The organism is Clostridium sp. (assembly GCF_036642255.1).
In the GTDB taxonomy this organism is placed as follows: Bacteria; Bacillota; Clostridia; order Clostridiales; family Clostridiaceae; genus Clostridium_J.
The window spans coordinates 60,093-80,680 of record NZ_JAVWDJ010000001.1 but is presented as its reverse complement, the minus strand read 5'-3'; the positions used below and the strand labels follow the sequence as shown (position 1 = coordinate 80,680).

Genomic DNA, 20,588 nt, shown 5'->3' with positions numbered 1-20,588 from the left:
CTGCAAAGGCAATGCTTTTAATAAGCTTTCTTATATAAAGAGAGATGTGAGTGAAAATATTGTTTTGAATAAAGGTACTTAAATTACAGTAACATGTAGTTTAAGTACTATTTTTCTTTAAATATGATGTAGTTTTAGCTTATTGCAAAAAATATTTTACAAAGATCTTTTAAAGGCTTATAATTTTACCTATGATTAGGGTAAAAATAAGTATGAGTATAAGTGAAAATGTAGGAGGACAAAGTGGAAAAACTAGTTAATTTTTTAAAAGGCATAGTTGTGGGAGTTGCCACCTTAGTTCCAGGAGTTAGTGGTGGAACCATGGCAGTAATATTAGGAATTTATGACGATTTAATACACTCAATTAGCTCTTTCTTCAAAGATTGGAAAAAACACACCATATTTTTAATGCAGGTAGGATTAGGAGCAGTTCTAGGAATTGGACTTTTTAGTCGATTATTAGAATCAGCTTTAAATCAATATCCATCCATAATGAGATTCTTTTTTATTGGAGTTATCTGTGGTGGAGTACCAGTATTATATAAGAAGTCTACAGAGGGAAAAAAGGATATAAAAGATATAATCTTTTTAATATTAGGTTTTGTGATTGTGTTAGTGATGTCTATGGAGCCGGCAGCTACAACTACCTTAGCCATGGGCGAAGGTATTATGAGCATGGTATTTCTTTTTATAGCAGGAATAATCATTGCTATTGCATTGATTTTACCAGGAATAAGTGCATCTTTTATGCTACTAACCTTAGGACTATATAATATCTTTTTAAATGCTGTAAATACTAGGAATATAGGCTTTTTAATCCCATTAGGACTTGGAGTAGTGTTAGGTACTTTAGGCACTGCTAGAACTATAGAAAACCTGCTTCAAAAGCAACCAAGAAAAACTTACATGCTTATTTTGGGATTTGTACTAGGATCTTTAATACCAGTATTTCCAGGAATACCTACAGGCCTTACAGCAGTAGCTTCCGTAGTAGCTTTAATAATAGGATACTTATTAATCCATTGGATAAGTAAAAGGGAAATAGGCTAATCGTTAATAAGTAAAACAATATAAAGTGTTAATTTATTTATAGTTTTAAATAAATTAACACTTTTTTATACAGCAATATAGTTGACCAATCAACTATATTGCTGTATTTTATTATTGAAAATTAAATTTTAGGAGAAAAAATTATGGTAGAGGAAATTACCCCTTTGATTAAATTCGTTAACACTATTTCTAGAATTACTCAATCCTATACAGATGAAGCAATGGCTAAGTTTAATTTAACCACTGGAACTTATCCATTTCTTCTTGTGCTTTACAATAATGAGGGTATAAATCAAAATGAAATCAGCAAAGAGCTTAACGTGGATAAAGCCTTGTCAGCTAGGGCTATCAAAAAACTTATAGAACTTCAATTTATAGAAAAGAAGAATGATGAAAAGGATTCAAGAGCATATAAACTATATCTTACAGATAAGGGAAAGGAAATAGTTCCGGAAATTAAAAAAGAAATTCTTCATTGGATTAGTATAATAACTGCTGACCTATGCACTGAAGAGAAAGTTATCCTAGGACAACTTTTGGATAAAGTATTAAATAATGCAAAGGAATATAAGATAAAAAATGAGAAAGGTGATTGTAGATTATGAATAAGTTAAATGACAATATGTATAAAAACAGATGGATTATTTTATTTAATGTAGTATTGATGACTTTTATGTCTTGCTTAGATAGTAGTATTGTGAATGTTGCATTACCAGTGATGGCAGATAAACTTATGGTTACAATGGCCGCCATAGAATAGGTAGTAACGAGCTATTTAATAGTTATAGCTTCTACTATCTTAATCTTCGGAAGATTAGGAGATACGAAAGGAAAAACCACTGTATTCAAGTTTGGGATTATTTTATTTACTTTAGGATCTTTACTTTGTGGAATTACTAATTCTTTAAAAATATTAGTTCTAGCAAGAGCTGTACAAGCTATTGGGGCAGCTGCCACTATGGCCACAAGTCAAGGAATTATCACTCAGGTATTTCCTAGCAACGAAAGGGGGAGAGCCCTAGGAATTTCAGGTACCTTTGTAGCATTAGGTACTATGGTGGGGCCACCACTAGGGGGATTTATAATATCTTTAATAAGTTGGAAATATATTTTCCTTATAAATATACCAATAGGATTGTTTACTTTTTTTTGGGCAATGAAGAATTTTCCTAAGAATACTTCTTCCTCAAAAGAAAAATTAGACATTAAGGGTGCCATATTGTTTAACATATTTATCATAGCTCTAATCTGTGCACTTACTTTTGGGCAACATATGGGATATAGTAATCCTATGATTATTGCAGGTTTTATTTTAGCAATCTTATCTTTAGTGGTATTTGTTATTATAGAAAAAAATATTGAAAAACCACTGTTGGATCTTAAGATATTTTATAATCCACTATTTTCTCTTAGTATCTTTTGTGCATTCACATCCTTTATAGCTATAGGTTCTTCAAATATAATACAACCTTTTTATCTGCAAAACGTATTGAAGCTACCACCAGAAGTCACAGGGTTATTTATGATGGTATATCCACTAATTTTATCTGTAGTTGCACCTTTTAGTGGTTATTTGTCTGATAAAATTGGATCTGAAGTGTTAACCTTCTTTGGGTTAACTTTCACTAGTATAGGATTATTTCTTATGTCTACACTAAATGAGTTCTCTAGTCCTTGGACAATGATTAGCTTCATTGCAATAATGTCTTTGGGAAATGGATTATTCCAATCTCCTAACACCTCTTTAATAATGTCTACGGTACCAAGGGATAAATTAGGTATAGCAGGTAGTGTTAATGCCTTAATAAGAAACTTAGGAATGGTTATGGGAGTTTCCTTATCCACAAGTATTTTATATAATCGAATGAGCTATAAAATTGGGTATCCTGTTTTTAGTTATGTCCCTGAAAGAGATGATATATTTGTCTATGGAATGAATTATGTATATATTACTGCGGCAAGCATATGTGTATTAGGAGCCGTATTAACAGCAATAAGACTCTATAATAGTAAGAAAAAAGTACACATTAAAGCAACGATTGGACAAGACTAAGTTAATTTAATATTTTACATTAAAAAAACCTTATTAGATATGTCTAGTAAGGTTTTTTTAAAAGAATAAGGAGCCTTATTCTTAAAAAGTTACAACATATTAAAAATTATTATTATTTCCTCATTTAAAAGGGTATTGTATAATTGATGTAACGCGATGTTTAAGGAAAGTTTTAAATTTAAGATAGATAAAAATAGGTGATAGGGGGATAAATTATATGGAAAGTAAATTAATTTTGGGGAAGTCAATCAAAAAGTGGAAAGAGGAATATCCTTTATTAGTGGATGTTATGGAAACAAAAGAGGTATTCTGGATGAATCCTAAATACAAGAATTTTGAAAAGGGAATTAAGAATATAAATATTAATATGGACGATGTAAAAGAAGCAGAGGAGAGATTATTTAGATTCGCCCCATACATTGCAAAGGTATTTCCAGAGACGGAAAATACAAAAGGTATCATTGAATCACCTATTGTAGAAATTTCAAACATGAAAAGTAGTATAGAAAATTTATACCATACTGAGATATTAGGACAATTATTGTTAAAATGTGATAGCCATCTTCCAATTTCGGGGTCTATTAAGGCTAGAGGCGGAATCTATGAAGTGCTAAAACATGCTGAAGATTTAGCTTTTCAAGAAGGGATTCTTAAAAAAGAAGATGATTATTCAATTATAGACAGTGATAAATTTAGGAGTTTTTTTGCGCAGTATTCAATAGCTGTAGGTTCTACAGGAAATTTAGGACTAAGTATTGGAATCATTAGTGCAAAGTTAGGGTTTAAAGTCACAGTACACATGTCCGCTGATGCAAAGCAGTGGAAGAAAGATCTATTAAGAAGTAAAGGTGTTACTGTAGTAGAATATAAATCAGATTATAGTAAGGCAGTGGAAGAGGGTAGAAAACTATCAGAAATGAATCCCAAAAGCTACTTTGTGGATGATGAAAATTCTGTTGATTTATTTTTGGGTTACGCTGTTGCAGCACTAAGGTTAAGAAATCAACTAGAGGAAATGAAGGTTATAGTAAATGAAGAACATCCTCTATTTGTTTACCTTCCTTGTGGAGTTGGTGGAGGACCAGGAGGCGTGGCTTTTGGACTTAAGTTAGTATTCAAAGATAATGTTCACTGTTTTTTTGCAGAACCCACCCATTCACCTTGTATGTTAGTTGGAATGATGACAAAGCAACATAATCAGGTTTCAGTACAGGACTTTGGAATAGATAATGTTACTATTGCAGATGGATTAGCTGTAGGAAGAGCATCTGGCTTTATAGGTAAAACCATGGAAGAAATTTTAAGTGGTATTTATACTGTTGATGATAATGAATTGTATGTGTTGTTAAGCTTACTTGCAGATTCACAAAAGATCTATCTAGAGCCTTCAGCACTAGCAAGTATACCAGGTATAATTAATTTGTTTAAAACTGAAGAAGGAAGAGCTTATATAAAGTATAATAACTTGGAGAATAAGATGGATAATGCCACACATATAGCTTGGGCAACAGGGGGAAGTATGGTGCCACAAGAAGAAATGATGAAGTATTATTCTAAGGGGAAAAGTTAGATTAGTAAAAGTAAAAGGAATTTAGGGCACATTTATTGTGCCCTGTTTTTTTATATATCATATACTAATAATAAGATTCAGGCATCTATAAAAATAAAGAGTGAAAAATGCCAAGGATAGTGTATATCCACAAAAAGGTTTTTTAGATAAGGAAAATATAATTGAGTAATGAAGTTATACCTAGAATGTTAGAAATATTGGCTAGTTATTTTTAGGAGATGCCTTAGTAATATTAGTAGGTGATGAATATTAAAAAGTATGGCGGATATGACATTGAAGAACTAGAACTTTTGGGAAAGGGAACTCAGGGATGGGTATATAAGATTGATTCACAAAAATGTATAAAGATTTTTAAAAGCGGAGATTCATGTAAAAAAGAAGTGAAGACTTTAAAGATGGCTCAAGGAGATCCACATTTTCCAAAGTTATATAGCTATGGAGATAGATATATTGTAAGGGAGTGCATACAAGGCGTTGAACTTGATAAATATTTAGAAGTTCATCCATTGACTTTAGAGATTTCAGCTAAGCTTATTGATGTGTATGAGACATTAGGGAAGGTGGGTTATAGTAGACAGGATATAATGTTATTTCATGTATTTGTAACCTCTGACAACTTTTTTAGAATAATAGATACTGCAAGAGTGATGAAGGAAAAAACTACTTACCCAAGGAGAATATTTGAAGAACTAAATAAACTTGGATATGATAAGGAATTTTTAAGTCATGTGGATAAATTAAGACCAGACTTATTTAGAAAGTGGGTAAGGAAAAAATAAAACTAAGTAGTAAAATTTAAAAAATGGAAGGGACTAATAAATATGTTCTTTTTAGAATTTTTTATACCCATTTTTCGTATTAATAAATAGTATGTAGTATAGCAATATGTGGAGTATTATAATGTTTTTAAAGGGAGATTTTCATATTCATTCTACTGCTTCAGATGGGAGGCTTACGCCTTTTGAGGTAGTACAGTTTGCAAAGAAACAAGGAGTGGATATTATAGCTTTAACAGATCACAACACCATGTCAGGAGTGAAGGAAGCTTTACTAGCTGGAGAAAAATATGGAGTTGCAGTAATTCCAGGGGTTGAACTATCCACTAGATACAAGGGAAATCGTGTTCATATTCTAGGATATTTTAATGGTAATAGATACAAAGATGACTTCTTTCAAAAAATTTTAAGATTAATTAAAACAAGAAAAACCAAGCAGGTGCAAAGATTATTAAGAGATTCAATAGAAATTACCTTAGACAGCGGAAAACTCTCTGTAGAGAGTGGTATAACACTGTTGAAGCACTTCGGCGCAACAGTAGTTTTAGCTCACCCCGTAACAATAAATAGAAGATATGTTATGGATGTAATTTCCATGCCTTTTCATGGAATTGAAGCAAAATACTTTAGAAACACCAGGGATGACACAAGAAACTTTTTGAAGATATGTAAGGAAAAAGGATGTTTTTATACTGCTGGTTCAGATTTTCATACAAATAAGCAGATGGACTTAAAACATGGGTTAATCGGTGATGCATTTTTAGATAGTGAGGAGATTGATATATTCCTAAAAGAATCATCATTAAATATTTTACTTAAATTAACAGCCTCACAAGTGGTATAATCTAGCTCAAGAAAAATAGTAGGGAAGCTTAAATATTTTATTTCTTTTTATGAAGGAGGTACTATGAACATAATAAATTCACAGTACTTCTTTTATATTTTGAAAAAACTCAAGAGTATAAGCAAAAAAAGAATTTCCGAATCTGCATTTTGTAATATTGTGTGAAAAAATGAATTTTACTCCTCTACTGCTAATAAATCAAAAATTAGTTAGATAGTAGCAAGAAGTGAAAGAAAAACTTCATTTAGTCAATATAGAGAAAGATAATTTGCATAAACATTATTAAATTGGCTCTACTGACCACAAGAATAATTTGAATATAAATGATTTTTGTATTATACTGAAAATACCAAAAATTTATAATATTCAAAAGAAAGAAGGGGAATCCTGTGTTTCAGAATTATAGTGAATTAGAAAACTTCGTTAAGGAAAATGATATAAGAATAGTTGACTTTAAAGTAGTAACTTTACCAGGAAGATGGAATCATCTTTCTATCCCAGTAGAAAGATTAAATGAAAGTATTTTTAAAGAGGGAATAGGATTTGACGGATCAAGCTATGGGTATTCAAGTATAGAAAACTCAGATATGTGTTTCATACCAGATTTAACTACAGCTTTTGTGGATTCTTATTGTAAGATACCTACTTTAACCATGATTGCAAACATTTACACTGTAGGAAAAGAAGAAGGTAGATTCAGTGGTGATCCTAGATATGTGGCTGAAAAGGCGGAAGAATATTTAAAAAGAACTGGTATAGCTGATGAATTCGTTATAGGACCAGAGTTTGAATTCTACATATTTGACCATATTAGTTTTGAAACAAAGAATCAGCACCAAGAAATAACTATTAATTCAAAGCAAGCATACTGGAATACCAATGATAAAGAGGAAAACTACGGTTATAAAGTACCATTCCAAAGAGGCTATCATAGAGACCTACCATATGATTCAAATAATGACTTAAGAAGCGAAATGACTTTAAAACTTGAAAGTATGGGAGTGGATATTAAATATCATCATCATGAAGTTGGAGCAGCAGGACAACTTGAGTTAGAAGTAGAACTTGGTGAAATGAGAAAAATGGCTGATGCTACAATGATAGCTAAGTATGTTATTAAAAATGAAGCTGTAAGACATGGAAAAACTGCAACCTTTATGCCAAAACCTCTATATGGTGAGGCAGGAAGTGGAATGCATGTTCATATGCTTCTTAAAAAAGATGGAAGCAACTTGTTCTATGATGCCAATGGATATTCGATGTTAAGTAAAGAAGCATTGTATTTTATTGGTGGTATACTAAAACACTCTAAGGCATTATTAGCCTTCACGAATCCATCAACAAATTCCTATAAGAGATTAGTTCCAGGTTTTGAAGCGCCAGTATCTATTTGTTTTGCAACGGGTAATAGAAGCTCAGTAATAAGAATACCTGGATATGTAAAAAACCCTGAAAAGCGTAGATTTGAGTTTAGACCTTCTGATGCAACAGCAAATCCATACTTGGCATATTCTGCACTTTTAATGGCGGGTATTGATGGAATATTAAATAAAATAGATCCTACAGAAGAAGGCTTCGGACCATATGACATAAATGTATTTGACATGCCGGAAGAGGAAAGAAATAAGATCGAAGCTCTTCCAACTTCCTTGGAAGAAGCACTTGAAGAACTTAAAAAAGACAATGAATTCTTGCTTAGAGATGGAGTATTTGATACTCATTTTATAAATAATTGGATTAGGTTTAAGTATGAAAAAGAAGTGATGAAAATAGCTAAAGTACCATCTCCAATAGAGTTTGAACTTTACTACGATCTATAAAAATGAAAAGTCCTATTGAAAAATCAATGGGACTTTTTTATTTGTAAAAAAGAAAATCTTATAAAGGGTAAATATTATAAGATTTCCTTCAGGATTTTAATTAATTTCTATTAATTTTTTAATAAAAGGACATGGAATTACAAAAGATAGGATGAAAAGTATATTAGTTTTGAATAGTAATTTTGTTTTAAATATTTGTACTTTCAAAAACAATATAATATAATAGCCTTATAAATTAGTTTGCTTTCAAAAATATACATATTTAAGCAAGATTTATCAAAAAGTTTTTGCACTAAAAGAAGAACATAATATGTCAGGAGGAGAAATTATGAACATTGATTCAAGAGTTAATAGTTTAAGAACCCTAATGAGAGAAAGAGGAATAGATGCTTTTATCATTCCAAGTGACGATAACCATGGAAGTGAGTATGTAAGTGAATACTTTAGAACTAGAGAATGGATATCAGGATTTACAGGATCTGCAGGTACTGCTGTAGTTACTTTAAATGAAGCTCACCTTTGGACTGATGGAAGATATTTTATTCAAGGAGCAAAAGAAATAGAAGGAACAAGCTATATATTAGAAAAACTTGGAGAGCCAGGAGTAAAAAATCACGTAGAGTGGTTAGCAGACAATCTTAAATCGGGTTCCACAGTTGCCTTCAATGGTAAAGTGTTTACTGTAGCAGCTTTAGATAGTTTAAAGGCACTATTCGCAAGTAGAAATATTAATATAAAGATTGAAGAAGATTTGTTCCAAAAACTATGGAATGATAGACCAGCTATGCCAAATGGAAAAATGTTTATACATGAATTAAAATACACTGGTAAATCAGTAATAGAAAAGTTAGCTATGGTTAGAGAAGAAATGCAAAAAGAAGGCGCTACTGACTTTATACTAGCATCTCTAGATGATATAGCTTGGTTATTAAACTTAAGGGGAGCGGATGTACCATGTAATCCAGTATTCTTAAGTTATCTTTTGATGGATGATAAAGCTTGCACTCTATATATAGATAGAGAAAAATTAAGTGATGAAATATCTAAGTATTTAGAAGAAAATAATATAAACATCAAAGGTTATGAAGATATAGTAAATGATATTACAAAGCTAAATGAAAATGCAGTTGTTACATACGATCCGACTAAGACTAATGTTTGGATTAAAAATGCTTTAGACAACAATGTGAAAATAATTGAAAAAAGAAATATTACCACTGATTTAAAAGCAAGAAAAAATGAAACTGAGCTTAAAAATATAGAAAATGCCATGGTAAAAGATGGTGTAGCTATGGTTAAATTCTTTAATTGGTTAAAGAAAAACATAGGAAAAGAGGAAATTACTGAAATAACAGCTGCAGATAAACTTACACAATTTAGAAGTGAAAGAGAAGGCTTCGTAGATATAAGTTTCTCAACTATATCTGGATATGGTCCAAATGGAGCAATTGTTCATTATCATGCAACTAACGAAAACCACTCAAAATTGGAACCAAGAAGCTTATACTTAATTGATTCAGGTGGTCAATACTTAGATGGAACTACAGACATTACAAGAACTTTAGCTTTAGGTGAATTGACTGAAGAAGAAATTATAGACTATACTTCTGTATTAAAAGGAAATATAGCATTAACTATGGCTAAGTTTTTATATGGTATTGCAGGATGTAATTTAGATATTCTAGCAAGAAAACCTATGTGGGATAGAGGGATAAACTACAACCACGGTACGGGACATGGAATCGGATACTTATTAAATGTACATGAAGGACCTCATAGCATAAGAAAAGAGGTTTTAAATGTGCCTTTAGAAGAGGGTATGGTGATGTCAAATGAACCAGGAATATACAGAGAAGGAAAACATGGAATTAGACTTGAAAATCTAATTACTGTAACTAAAGATATGGATACTGAGTTCGGTAGATTTATGAAGTTTAATGTATTAACTTATTGTCCATTTGAAATAGAAGCAATAAAAGTTGAGCTATTATCTAATGAAGAAAGACAATGGTTAAATAATTACCATGAAGTTGTATATAACAAATTAGAAAGCTACTTAACTGAAGAAGAAAAAGCATGGTTAAAACATGCCACAAGAGCTATATAATTAGTATTCCCATAAAACATCTATGAAGAAAATCATAATTAATTAGAAACCGAGGATATAGTAAAAGTATTTTAAATTGCTTTTACTATATCCTCATTACTATTATAAGAGTTATTTATAACGATAGTACACAGTAAAGGGGTACTAGTGTTAAATTTTACATATTATTCGAGATTTTGGAGTTGAAAATTAAACAAATAGCACATAAAAATGGAATTTAATGAAATAATAATCTTAAAGTAATAGTGTTCATAAATATTTAAAATATGAAATCCTGTGAAACAATTAACAGATGTAAAGGTTTAAAATTAATTTTCAGAATTGTGTCCATTTTTTATATACTATAACACTTATAATAACTAAATATTTAGGGCTAAATATATGCATTTTAATAGTGAATAACCAACTTTAGTAACTGTTAGTGAAATTTTGTCCAATGCTAAGACCAATTGTTTAATTTGACGGAAAAAATCAAATATTAAAACTTTTTAAGAAATATTGATTTTTTTAGTAGTATGAGTATAATGATATTTGCGAGGTAATTAAGTTATTATAATTTAATTAAATATTTATAAATAAAGGGAGGATAAAAAAATGTCATCAAACAGTAAAAGTACACAAAAATTAACACTGGTATCATTAATATTAATGATTTTTACTTCTGTTTATGGATTTAACAACATGCCAAGATCATTCTTCTTAATGGGTTATGCAGCGATTCCTTGGTATATGTTATCAGCAATTACATTCTTTATACCATTCGCATTCATGATGGCTGAGTATGGTGCAGCTTTTAAAAATGAAAAAGGTGGAATATTCTCTTGGATGGAGAAATCTGTTGGACCAAGATATGCCTTCATGGCAACTTTCATGTGGTATGCATCAAATATCATATGGATGGTTAACGTTTCTTCAGGTATTTGGGTTCCATTCTCAAATGCTATATTCGGAGTAGATAAAAGTAAAACTTGGTCATTATTTGGCTTATCTACACCACAAACTTTAGGAATACTTGCAGTTCTTTGGATATTATTTGTAACATTTACATCTTCTAGAGGATTAGATAAGATTAGAAAAATTACTTCAGTTGGTGGTACTGCAGTTGCAGCATTAAACATCGTTTTAATAGTTGGAGCAATTCTTGTATTCATCGGTAACGGTGGAGACTTCCAACAACCAGTATCTTTCACAACATCTCCAAACCCAAAATATGTTGGTAGTTTAGTTGCAACATTCTCATTCTTAGTTTTCGCTATATTTGCTTATGGTGGAATAGAAGTTGTTGGAGGGCTTGTTGACCAAGCTGAAAATCCAGAGAGAGATTTCCCAAAAGGTATTGCAATTGCGGCTATAGTTATAGCAATTGGATACTCAGTTGGTATCTTCTGTATTGGAATATTCACAAATTGGCAAGCAGTTCTTTCAGGTGATAAGGCTCACATGGGTAACGTTGGTTATGTTGTAATGAATAATCTTGGATTCCAATTAGGAACAGCATTTGGTGCTTCTAATGCAGTAGCAATTCAAATGGGTAACTGGGTAGCTAGATTTGTAGGATTATCAATGTTATTAGCATTAACAGGTGCGTTCTTCGCATTATCTTATGCTCCATTAAAGCAACTAATTGAAGGTGCTCCAAAAGAATTATGGCCAGGAAAAATGGGCGAGCTTAAAGATGGAATGCCAATAAATGCTATGTGGATTCAAGCTACAATAGTAATAGTTATGATATTATTAGTTTCTTTCGGTGGAGATGCAGTTTCTAAGTTCTTCGATATATTAGTTGCGATGACTAACGTTGCAATGACAATACCATATATGTTCTTATCGATTGCATTTATATCATTTAAGAGAAGAACGGATATACACAAGCCATTCGAAGTGTTTAAATCTCAAAGCTTCTCTTTAGTAGCAGCTATAATAGTAACATTCACAGTTGGATTCGCTAACTTCTTCTCAATCATAGATCCAGCAATGAATGGTGATGTAAAAACTACACTTTATAGTATTGCAGGACCAGTATTCTTTGCTATAGTTGCTGTTGTAATGTACAACAACTACGAAAAGAAAATCAAAGGTCAAAAGAAGAATAACGTAGCGTAAAATTAAATATTTTATATACATGTAAAAGGAGTTGTCTCAAAATAGAAAGTGATTTCTAGAAAGAGGCAGCTCCTTTCTTATAAAAATTAAAAAATTAAAACCCTTTAAGGTGTACATCTTAAAGGGTTTTAAATCCTTACTAATTATTCAACTTTTTTTAGAACATAATAATATGGTTTTTGACCTCTAAGTGTATAATCCCCACTTTTCCATTCCATGAACATATATTGAGAACCATTTATTTCTTGTATGGTATATTGTGATGCAGTAGTATCTCCGTGATGAATAATATAGCCATTTGTCCAGGTAAGCCATTTAACAGCACCTTTTGGTGGATTAGGTATATCTGTAGAAATTGGATGATCTATCTTACCATTAGGTAGTATTGTCATACTTTTAAAGTATAATTCGTTAGTCCAAAACTTAGAACTTGGATCGAAGTCTGACATCTCAAAAACAAAGTTTACGGAAGTCCATTTACCTATTAATTGTTCGTCATCAACAAAAGGATAGTCAATTTTATCAAATATTATTTGTTTCGGTTTTGCATTATCTTCAGTAACTACAGAGATTTCATTAGTTGAAGACTCTGCTTTTGCATCAGTAAGAGATATGAAGCTTACAAATAGTAACGTAACTATAGCTAATATTGAGAGTTTGTAAGAATTCTTTTTAAATACTTTTATCATTGTGATCCTCCTTTTTATTTTTGATTTATTATTTATAATGCCTGCCATACCTGGCAGCCATGGCGCCCTAGATGAAAATTCTGCAAGCTTAATTATTGTAAAACCATATTCATAAACTTCTTTGTCATTTATACAAGAAAGAGCTAGAGTATCGCAACATAGTTCTCTGTCTTCTCGCATTTTATGAAACCCATACCAGATCATTGGATTAAACCAATATAGTATTGATAATAAGCTACAAATATAGTTTACAAGGATGTCCTTACGTTTAATATGTGAGATTTCATGAAGGAATGCATAACGTAAGTGCACATGGTTGGAAGAGTTTAATAAATTACTTGGTACAAGAATTTTTGGGTTTATAAATCCAAGCAAAATTGGAGTTTTTACTGTATTAGTTTCAATTAATGTAATTCTTTTAGATATTCCTATAGTTTTTTTACATTGATTAAATATTTCGATTATGTTCTTTTCTTTAATTTCAGATGAGTTTTTTAGAGATGATAGAAATATTAGATATGAAACAAGGATTATTGTCAGATATATAATAACTCCTAAAATCCAAAGTTTAGGAAATATTTTTTCTATATAATTAGTTGGCTGAGCTTCAGAGGCTGAATAGTTCATTAAATTTAAACCTTCGAAGTCAAATTGTTCAAAGTTTAAATGCTCACCAGAATTAACAGGAGTATTCATAGGAACTATATTGCTAAAATAAGACTTAGAATACTGCTCCATATCTGGCACATAATTATAGATGCTAAGACTACTTACAGGAGCCATTGGGAGTAAAAGTCTTAATATTAAGATAAACCAAAGGGCATATTGAAGTTTAATTCCTAATCGATGCTTTAATGCTATCCTAATTAATAAGATAAGTAACACAAGAACAGTTGCCATAAAGGAAGAGTTAACCATATATGCAGATAAATCATAAAGAACTTCGCTTAATAAACTCAACTGAATTACTTCCTTTCTTTAAGAATACGGGTTAGTTCTTCAATATCTTCCTTAGACAAAGCATCGGTTTCTATGAAATTTAGGAGCATTGTTTTTAGCGATCCCCTATATACTCTTTGTAGAAAGGAGTTACTTTCAATTTTTACAACTTCCTCTTCATTAACAAGGGGATAGTATTTATACTCTCTACCTTCTTGTTCAAAGCCTAACACTTTTTTATCTACTAATCTTTTTATCAGTGTTTTTATTGTTTTTGGTTTCCATTCTTTACTATGCTGTAGTCCTTCGATGACAATACTTGCTGTGGAATGGGGCTGTTCCCAAAGGATCTTCATTACTTCCCATTCAGAATCGGATATTTTTAAATTATCATTCATTCTTTAAACCTCCTTCGATTACAAATGTAATCTATATTTATATTGTAAGTTAACTTGAAAATACTGTCAATAAGTATTTTCAAGATTTTAACAATTATATAATTTTAAAATCATAATCTAATTATTCATGTGCTGGCCAATCTTTTAAGTCCATTGGAAATGTTATATTTGTAATGATGATGGATAGGTTAGTTGGAGGCAAAAGCTTAATAAATTCTGTGACAGATATTATTTATAACTAAAAAGTTAATATAGAAATTAAGTCTATTATTGTTGATAGACTCATATAAATATTTTTTTCAACATATTATTATCTTAAGGAAATAATTTTAGGGAGAAAATTATGGATTTGGAAACTAGTATAAAGAAAATGTATGGATATTTTACAGAAGTTAATAAAAAGGTGAGTTTAATACAATGGCAATATAGAAGAAGTTCAGTAATGAGAGGATATATTGAAGAACATGAAGGTGTAACGGCAACTCCTCCTGAGACCACAGGAGTTCCTATGGAGAATACTGAAGCTCTTCCAGAGGAACGAGTTTTCACTTTAGAAGAATTAAAACAATATAACGGAAGTAACAATAACCCAGCCTATGTGGCAGTTGATGGAATTGTATACGATGTTACTAATATAGCAAGATGGGCAGGGGGAAGTCATTTCGGAGTTAGGGCAGGAACCGATTCCACCCAAGAATATCATCAATGTCATGGGCTAACTGGTGCGGTTAATAAGCTTCCAAAGATAGGGGTTCTTCAAACGCAGGAGGGTTAAGTAATGGCTCAATGTGTGGTAAATAAGAGAATAAGATCATTAACTGGAGAACTGATACTGGAAGCATCTAGAGAAATACAGAATTATAGGAAAAACAAGGTAAATATAGCTTGGATTGAAGCCACCGGATGCTCAGGAAATATAATATCTTTCCTGAATGCAGATGCTCCAAATTTAAATTACTTCTTAACTCAGGTGGCAAATTTAAGATATACAAATAGTTTAATGCTTGCTCAAGGAGAGCAAGCATTAATAGGATTCAATGAATTACTTAAAGAAAATTTTATTTTAATTGTAGATGGGTCAATTTCTGTAAAAGATAACGGAGTTTATACTTATACAGGGAATTTCAATGGTAGGCTAATTACAAGTATGGAGGAGGTAGCTAGTGCAGCCCAAAAGGCTAGTTATATTTTAGCAGTTGGTACTTGTGCTTCTTTTGGAGGAATATCAGCAGCAGCGCCTAATACCTCTGGTAGTATAAGTTTACAACAATATCTTAAAGGAAAAAGGGTAATAAATTTACCTGGATGTCCATGCCATCCAGATTGGGTAATGGGGACTATTGCAAATTTAATCTTATATGGAGAACCAGAGTTAGATGATTTTAATAGACCTAAGATGTTTTATGGAAATACAATTCATGATTATTGTGAAAGAAGATCTTTTTTTGAAAATAAGATTTTTGCGGAATCAGTGGGTCAATTAGGCTGCATGTTTAAATTAGGGTGCAGAGGGCCTGTAACTAGAACAGATTGTCCTACTAGAAATTGGAATGATAGAGTAAACTGGCCTGTGGGAGATAATACGCCCTGTATTGGATGTGCACAATATGGGTTTCCTGATTTAATGGAACCATTTGTGAAGATGGAATAGGGGTGATAATTTGACAACAAAGGTGATAGTAAATCCTGTTACAAGAATAAGTGGTTATTTACAAATAGAAGTTGAAATCGAAAACAATGTAGTGGTAGATGCTAAAAGTCAAGGGATGATGTTTAGAGGCTTTGAAAAAATGTTAAAAGGTAGGGTTCCTAGTGATGCAATATATTTCACAGAGAGAATATGTGGCATATGCTCCACAGCTCATGGACTAGTTTCTGCAAAAGCACTAGAAAATGCTCTTAGCGTCAGCACTTCCCTAAATGAGAAAATTATAAGAGATATAATGCATAGCAGTGAATTTATTCAAAATCACTTAAGGCACTTTTATCAATTTGTACTTCCCGACTACGTAAGTAATATTGGGGTTGATCCAGTGTTTGCATCAACTCACAAGGATTACAGAATTCCCATAGGAGAAGAGGCAAGGCTAAAGGAGGATTATTTTTTATCAATAGAAGTAAGTAAGAAAGCTCATCAATTATTAGCACTTCTCGGAGGAAAGGCTCCCCATACACATGGAATTTTTGTTGGTGGCGTTACAGCTACTATTAATGCTGAGAAAATATTAGAAGCTCAAGGCATAGTTGCAGAAATTATTGGGTTTATTAATAGTAGAATGATAAAAGATGTTATTACAATTGGTAAGTATTATAATGACTATTTCAAAATAGGACAGAGTCATGGTAACTTTATGTCCTATGGACTCTTTGAGAGTTATGATGGTGGGAAATATGTACCTAGAAAAATCATATTAAAAGATGGGCAAGAGTTAGACATCGACCCCAATAAAATAACTCAAAACATCTACAATGCTTGGTATTCTTCAAATAATGTGGAGTTTAACATTGCAAATGAAAGTTGGGAAGCTAATCCCAAAAACCCTACAGGTTATAGCTTTATAAAGGCTCCAAGATATGATGGGATGCCAATGGAAGTAGGTCCCCTAGCAAGAACGTATATATCTGGCTTATACAGGGAAGGTAGCTCCACCATGAATAGATTAATGGCTAGAGTACTTGAAGCAAAGGAAATAGCTGAAGGTATAAGAAGACTTCTTCAAAAAGTTAAAAGTGAACCACCAAGCTATAAAAAATTTATTATGCCTGAAGAGGCCTTTGGTTTTGATCTCCATGATACCACTCGCGGAGCATTAGCTCATTTTGTAGGTATAAAGAATAAGCTCATTGATAGATATACCATAATAACTCCTAGTGGTTGGAACTTATCGCCTACAGATTCTAAAGGCATAAAAGGAACAATAGAACAAGCTTTGATAGGATCTTTTATTGAGAACCCGAAAGATCCTATAGAATTAGGAAGAATTGTAAGAAGCTTTGATCCTTGTGTTTCTTGTGGCACTCATGTTATATCAAATAAAACGTCTTTGGTAGAGATTAGGGTGGTTTGATGAAAACTAAGGTTATTGGCATAGGTAATAGAATCATGAGAGATGATTCTATAGGAATAAAGGTTGTAGAAGCGTTAAAAGATCAATTAAGAGATTTAGGGTTTCAAGTTATCATAGGAGAAACAGATATAGAATATACGTTAAATTATATAGAAAATGGGGATTACATCATTATTGTGGATTCAAGTCTTTTCGGCATTGAGATAGGAGAAGTATCTGTTTTCAAATTAAATGAGTTAAAGGAATTTAGTGAGAAGGGATATTCGCTACATCAAATGAGCCTAGTTAAAATATTAAGTAATTTTAGTTTTCTGCAAATAGAGGGAAAACTCATCACTATTGAAAGCTCTATTATTGATTTTGGAACAGAACTAAGCAAGGAGCTTGAAGTTAAGTTTGATGAAATTAAAGAAAAGGTTATAGCGAAAATTAGGTTAATAAAAGATACAAATTAAGCATGTCTTTAGAATTTATATTTATCTTTATTAAACAGGTAGAATGAAATGTTATATCGATTTATTTATTAATTGTCTATCTTTATTAAATGAGAAATAAGCTTAGAGAGAATTTAAAATTGAAATCAGAAATATAATTCTTGGGGGAATGAAAAATGCATGACTCATTTCTTATGCAGAATATAATAGAAACTATTAAAAAGATATGTAAAGATAATAATTTTGTGAGAGTGCAAGCTATGGAACTTATGGTGAACTGGAATAGCCACATTACTAGAGCACACTTAACGAAGCACCTAGTAGAATTATGTGATGGATATGTAGATGAAGATACAATGGTAGTAGTGAATTATAGCGATATCCAAGAGCTTACAGCCCAAATTAACTATCTAGAGGGAGAAGAAGCTAATTGACTTACAGATATCTAATTAAAATATGTGGCATAGTTCAGGGTGTAGGGTTTAGGCCTTACGTATATAACTCAGCCGTAGATAAGGATTTAAAGGGATGGGTAGGAAATGAGGGCTCATCCCTTATTATTGATATTGAAGGAGAAAAAAGCTCTATTAAAAATTTCCTTTTGAAGATTATTAAACAGCCTCCTAATATGGCCGAAATAAGAAAAATTCACATAGATAAAGTGAAACCTTTAGGATATGAAGTTTTTAAGATAAATAAAAGTAAGGAAAGCAAAGAAGAGGCAAGGTATTTACTAGCTGATATTGCCACCTGTAAGGATTGCATTGAAGATATTAAAGATGAAAAAAACATATGGTATAAGTATGCTTTTACTAGTTGCACCAACTGTGGTCCTAGATACTCCATTATGAATTCTTTTCCTTATGATAGAGATACCACTGCTATGGAGGATTTCCCCATGTGTTCATCCTGTAGCAAAAAATATAAAAGCCACACGGATAGGCGATTCCATGCTCAAACGGTTTGTTGTCCAAGTTGTGGGCCAGATCTGATTCTTGTGGATAATAAAGGGGAGGATTTATATAGTAAAGATATAATTAAAGAAGTAGCTAACCTTATAAAAAATGGAAAAATTATTGCTATTAAGGGGATAGGCGGATTTCATTTATGCTGTGATGCTTTTAATGAAACAGCAGTGGAAACTCTTAGAATTAGAAAGATAAGACCACATAAACCATTAGCATTAATGATAAAGAACATAGAAACTATTAAAAATTATGTGTATGTGGATGAAATAGAAGAGAACTTATTAAAGTCTCCAAAAGCTCCTATCGTATTATTAAGGAAGAAACAAGATAAAAAAGAGTTTAAGAAACTTTCAAATTATGTTGCTCCAAAAATGAAATATTTAGGAATAATGCTACCTTATACACCATTACACCATTTAATTTTCAATGAAAATATTGAGGCATTGGTAATGACCAGTGGGAATATAAGTGGAGATACTGTAGAGTATGAGAACTCAAAAGCCCTAGAGAAATTAAAACAAATTGCAGATTATTTTTTAATTCATAATAGAATGATAAATATTCCAATTGATGACTCAGTGGTGAAAGTAGTTAGAAATAAAGTTTTAATAAGCAGAGTAGGAAGAGGATATGCTCCGTACTACGTAAATGCAGATACGAAATACAATGTTTTAGCTACAGGAAGTGAAATGAAAAATACATTTGCACTATGTAGTGAAAACATATCAGTTATGAGTCAGTATTGCGGTGATTTAAAGAACTTTAACGTGTATGAAGAGTATCTTCATAGCATCAATAATATGAAGAAGTTATTAAATTTTAAACCGGAATATTTAGCTATAGATTGCCATCCAAATTTTATTACAAGGGAATATGAGGATTTAGATAATTGCAAAGTTATTCAGGTTCAACATCACTTTGCGCATATGGTAAGTTGTTTAACTGAGCATAATATTGAGGACAAAGCTATTGGAGTTATATATGATGGGGTAGGCTATGGTGATGACGGGAAAATTTGGGGTGGAGAATTTCTAGTGGGAGATAAAAAATCCTTTAAAAGAATAGGACATTATAAATATGTAAAAATTCAAGGAGGAGATAGTGCTACAAAAAACATATATAAGGTTGCGCTAAGCTTCGTTGAAGAAATTCAGGAAGAAGGCATAAGAAGTTGTGGAATAAAGGGAATTTCAGCAAGCTTAAAAAATTTTTTGAATCAAGAAGAAGTAGAAGTTTCTATAAATAACCATGCCATGGCACTAAGGAATAATATCAATTGCTATGAAACCTCAAGTGTTGGGAGAATCTTTGATGCAGTAGCCTCTATTTTGGGAATTACACAGAAAATAACTTACGATGGACAAGGAGCTATAGAATTAGAAGCAGAGGTTGCTATGGGAATAGATGATGAATATGAATATAAGGTATCCTTAGAAAATCATGAGATTGTTGTAGATATGACTTCAACTTTTAAAGGGATTATTTTAGATAAGTTTAGAGGGATTCCAATCGGAATTATAGCAAGTAAATTTCATAATACTATAATAGGCGTAACCCTTAATATGGTTAAAAGGATAAAAGAAATAACACAAATCTCCTTAGTTGTATTAAGTGGTGGCGTTTTCGAAAATAGATATCTTCTTTGTAATTTAGTAGACAAGTTAGAAGGTGAGAAATTTAGAGTGTTTTTTAATGAGAAGATTCCAATTAATGATGGAGGAATTTCTATAGGACAACTAGTAGCCGCCAACAAAATTATTGAAGGGTGA

Annotated in this window: 16 protein-coding genes and 1 pseudogene; 15 read left to right on the top strand and 2 right to left on the bottom strand. The window is 31.6% G+C overall.

The features are described from left to right. The first annotated feature begins 243 nt into the window (after window positions 1-243). From RR409_RS00335 to yjeM, 9 genes and pseudogenes are all read left to right on the top strand, one after another. Window positions 244-1,050, top strand: coding sequence for a DUF368 domain-containing protein (locus tag RR409_RS00335; protein WP_332555720.1), 807 nt, complete (start codon window positions 244-246; stop codon window positions 1,048-1,050). Between the two features lie 143 nt (window positions 1,051-1,193). Continuing rightward, window positions 1,194-1,655 (top strand): MarR family transcriptional regulator, encoded by a 462-nt coding sequence (locus tag RR409_RS00330; RefSeq protein WP_332555719.1) that lies wholly within the window; start codon window positions 1,194-1,196, stop codon window positions 1,653-1,655. After that, window positions 1,652-3,103: pseudogene (locus RR409_RS00325) on the top strand (DHA2 family efflux MFS transporter permease subunit). Before RR409_RS00330 ends, RR409_RS00325 begins: the two are co-directional and overlap by 4 nt. Window positions 3,104-3,320: 217 nt before the next feature. Continuing rightward, on the top strand, window positions 3,321-4,673 hold the full coding sequence (dsdA, locus tag RR409_RS00320) for a D-serine ammonia-lyase (RefSeq protein WP_332555718.1): 1,353 nt from the start codon (window positions 3,321-3,323) through the stop codon (window positions 4,671-4,673). A 242-nt stretch (window positions 4,674-4,915) separates the two neighbouring features. After that, window positions 4,916-5,452, top strand: a complete 537-nt coding sequence (locus RR409_RS00315; protein ID WP_332555717.1) for a hypothetical protein — start codon at window positions 4,916-4,918, stop codon at window positions 5,450-5,452. 121 nt (window positions 5,453-5,573) lie between these two features. Next, complete coding sequence (locus tag RR409_RS00310) at window positions 5,574-6,293, top strand: PHP domain-containing protein (RefSeq protein WP_332555716.1); 720 nt, start codon at window positions 5,574-5,576, stop codon at window positions 6,291-6,293. A 389-nt stretch (window positions 6,294-6,682) separates the two neighbouring features. Further along, window positions 6,683-8,113: a type I glutamate--ammonia ligase gene (gene glnA, locus RR409_RS00305; protein ID WP_332555715.1), complete on the top strand. Its 1,431-nt coding sequence runs from the start codon at window positions 6,683-6,685 to the stop codon at window positions 8,111-8,113. 328 nt (window positions 8,114-8,441) lie between these two features. After that, window positions 8,442-10,220 (top strand): aminopeptidase P family protein, encoded by a 1,779-nt coding sequence (locus RR409_RS00300; protein ID WP_332555714.1) that lies wholly within the window; start codon window positions 8,442-8,444, stop codon window positions 10,218-10,220. 594 nt (window positions 10,221-10,814) lie between these two features. Next, window positions 10,815-12,323 (top strand): glutamate/gamma-aminobutyrate family transporter YjeM, encoded by a 1,509-nt coding sequence (gene yjeM, locus RR409_RS00295; protein ID WP_332555713.1) that lies wholly within the window; start codon window positions 10,815-10,817, stop codon window positions 12,321-12,323. A gap of 143 nt (window positions 12,324-12,466) precedes the next feature. Here the strand turns inward: yjeM and RR409_RS00290 are convergent, their stop codons facing one another. Both RR409_RS00290 and RR409_RS00285 read right to left on the bottom strand, forming a co-directional pair. Then, a complete protein-coding gene (locus RR409_RS00290; RefSeq protein WP_332555712.1) occupies window positions 12,467-13,972 on the bottom strand; it encodes a M56 family metallopeptidase in 1,506 nt (501 codons plus the stop codon). Between the two features lie 5 nt (window positions 13,973-13,977). Continuing rightward, window positions 13,978-14,349 carry a BlaI/MecI/CopY family transcriptional regulator gene (locus tag RR409_RS00285; RefSeq protein WP_332555711.1) on the bottom strand — a complete coding sequence of 124 codons (372 nt, stop codon included), beginning with the start codon at window positions 14,347-14,349 and terminating at the stop codon, window positions 13,978-13,980. Between the two features lie 343 nt (window positions 14,350-14,692). On the opposite strand from RR409_RS00285, the gene RR409_RS00280 reads away from it, so the two are divergent. From RR409_RS00280 to hypF, 6 genes are all read left to right on the top strand, one after another. Continuing rightward, window positions 14,693-15,124, top strand: coding sequence for a cytochrome b5 domain-containing protein (locus tag RR409_RS00280; protein ID WP_332555710.1), 432 nt, complete (start codon window positions 14,693-14,695; stop codon window positions 15,122-15,124). A 3-nt stretch (window positions 15,125-15,127) separates the two neighbouring features. Next, window positions 15,128-16,000, top strand: coding sequence for a hydrogenase small subunit (locus RR409_RS00275; RefSeq protein WP_332555709.1), 873 nt, complete (start codon window positions 15,128-15,130; stop codon window positions 15,998-16,000). A 10-nt stretch (window positions 16,001-16,010) separates the two neighbouring features. Next, window positions 16,011-17,417: a nickel-dependent hydrogenase large subunit gene (locus RR409_RS00270; protein ID WP_332555708.1), complete on the top strand. Its 1,407-nt coding sequence runs from the start codon at window positions 16,011-16,013 to the stop codon at window positions 17,415-17,417. Continuing rightward, window positions 17,417-17,872, top strand: a complete 456-nt coding sequence (locus RR409_RS00265; protein WP_332555707.1) for a hydrogenase maturation protease — start codon at window positions 17,417-17,419, stop codon at window positions 17,870-17,872. The genes RR409_RS00270 and RR409_RS00265 overlap by 1 nt, the downstream gene beginning before the upstream one ends. A gap of 155 nt (window positions 17,873-18,027) precedes the next feature. Then, window positions 18,028-18,285, top strand: coding sequence for a hypothetical protein (locus RR409_RS00260; protein ID WP_332555706.1), 258 nt, complete (start codon window positions 18,028-18,030; stop codon window positions 18,283-18,285). Beyond that, on the top strand, window positions 18,282-20,588 hold the full coding sequence (hypF, locus tag RR409_RS00255) for a carbamoyltransferase HypF (protein ID WP_332555705.1): 2,307 nt from the start codon (window positions 18,282-18,284) through the stop codon (window positions 20,586-20,588). Before RR409_RS00260 ends, hypF begins: the two co-directional genes overlap by 4 nt.

Excerpts from the sequence above, each read along its gene's own strand:
- RR409_RS00265 (WP_332555707.1), top strand. The coding sequence starts at position 17,417 with ATGAAAACTAAGGTTATTGGCATAGGTAATAGAATCATGAGAGATGAT.
- RR409_RS00330 (WP_332555719.1), top strand. The coding sequence starts at position 1,194 with ATGGTAGAGGAAATTACCCCTTTGATTAAATTCGTTAACACTATTTCT.
- RR409_RS00285 (WP_332555711.1), bottom strand. The coding sequence starts at position 14,349 with ATGAATGATAATTTAAAAATATCCGATTCTGAATGGGAAGTAATGAAG.
- RR409_RS00300 (WP_332555714.1), top strand. The coding sequence starts at position 8,442 with ATGAACATTGATTCAAGAGTTAATAGTTTAAGAACCCTAATGAGAGAA.
- yjeM (WP_332555713.1), top strand. The coding sequence starts at position 10,815 with ATGTCATCAAACAGTAAAAGTACACAAAAATTAACACTGGTATCATTA.
- RR409_RS00280 (WP_332555710.1), top strand. The coding sequence starts at position 14,693 with ATGGATTTGGAAACTAGTATAAAGAAAATGTATGGATATTTTACAGAA.
- RR409_RS00260 (WP_332555706.1), top strand. The coding sequence starts at position 18,028 with ATGCATGACTCATTTCTTATGCAGAATATAATAGAAACTATTAAAAAG.
- RR409_RS00315 (WP_332555717.1), top strand. The coding sequence starts at position 4,916 with ATGAATATTAAAAAGTATGGCGGATATGACATTGAAGAACTAGAACTT.
- RR409_RS00310 (WP_332555716.1), top strand. The coding sequence starts at position 5,574 with ATGTTTTTAAAGGGAGATTTTCATATTCATTCTACTGCTTCAGATGGG.
- RR409_RS00275 (WP_332555709.1), top strand. The coding sequence starts at position 15,128 with ATGGCTCAATGTGTGGTAAATAAGAGAATAAGATCATTAACTGGAGAA.
- dsdA (WP_332555718.1), top strand. The coding sequence starts at position 3,321 with ATGGAAAGTAAATTAATTTTGGGGAAGTCAATCAAAAAGTGGAAAGAG.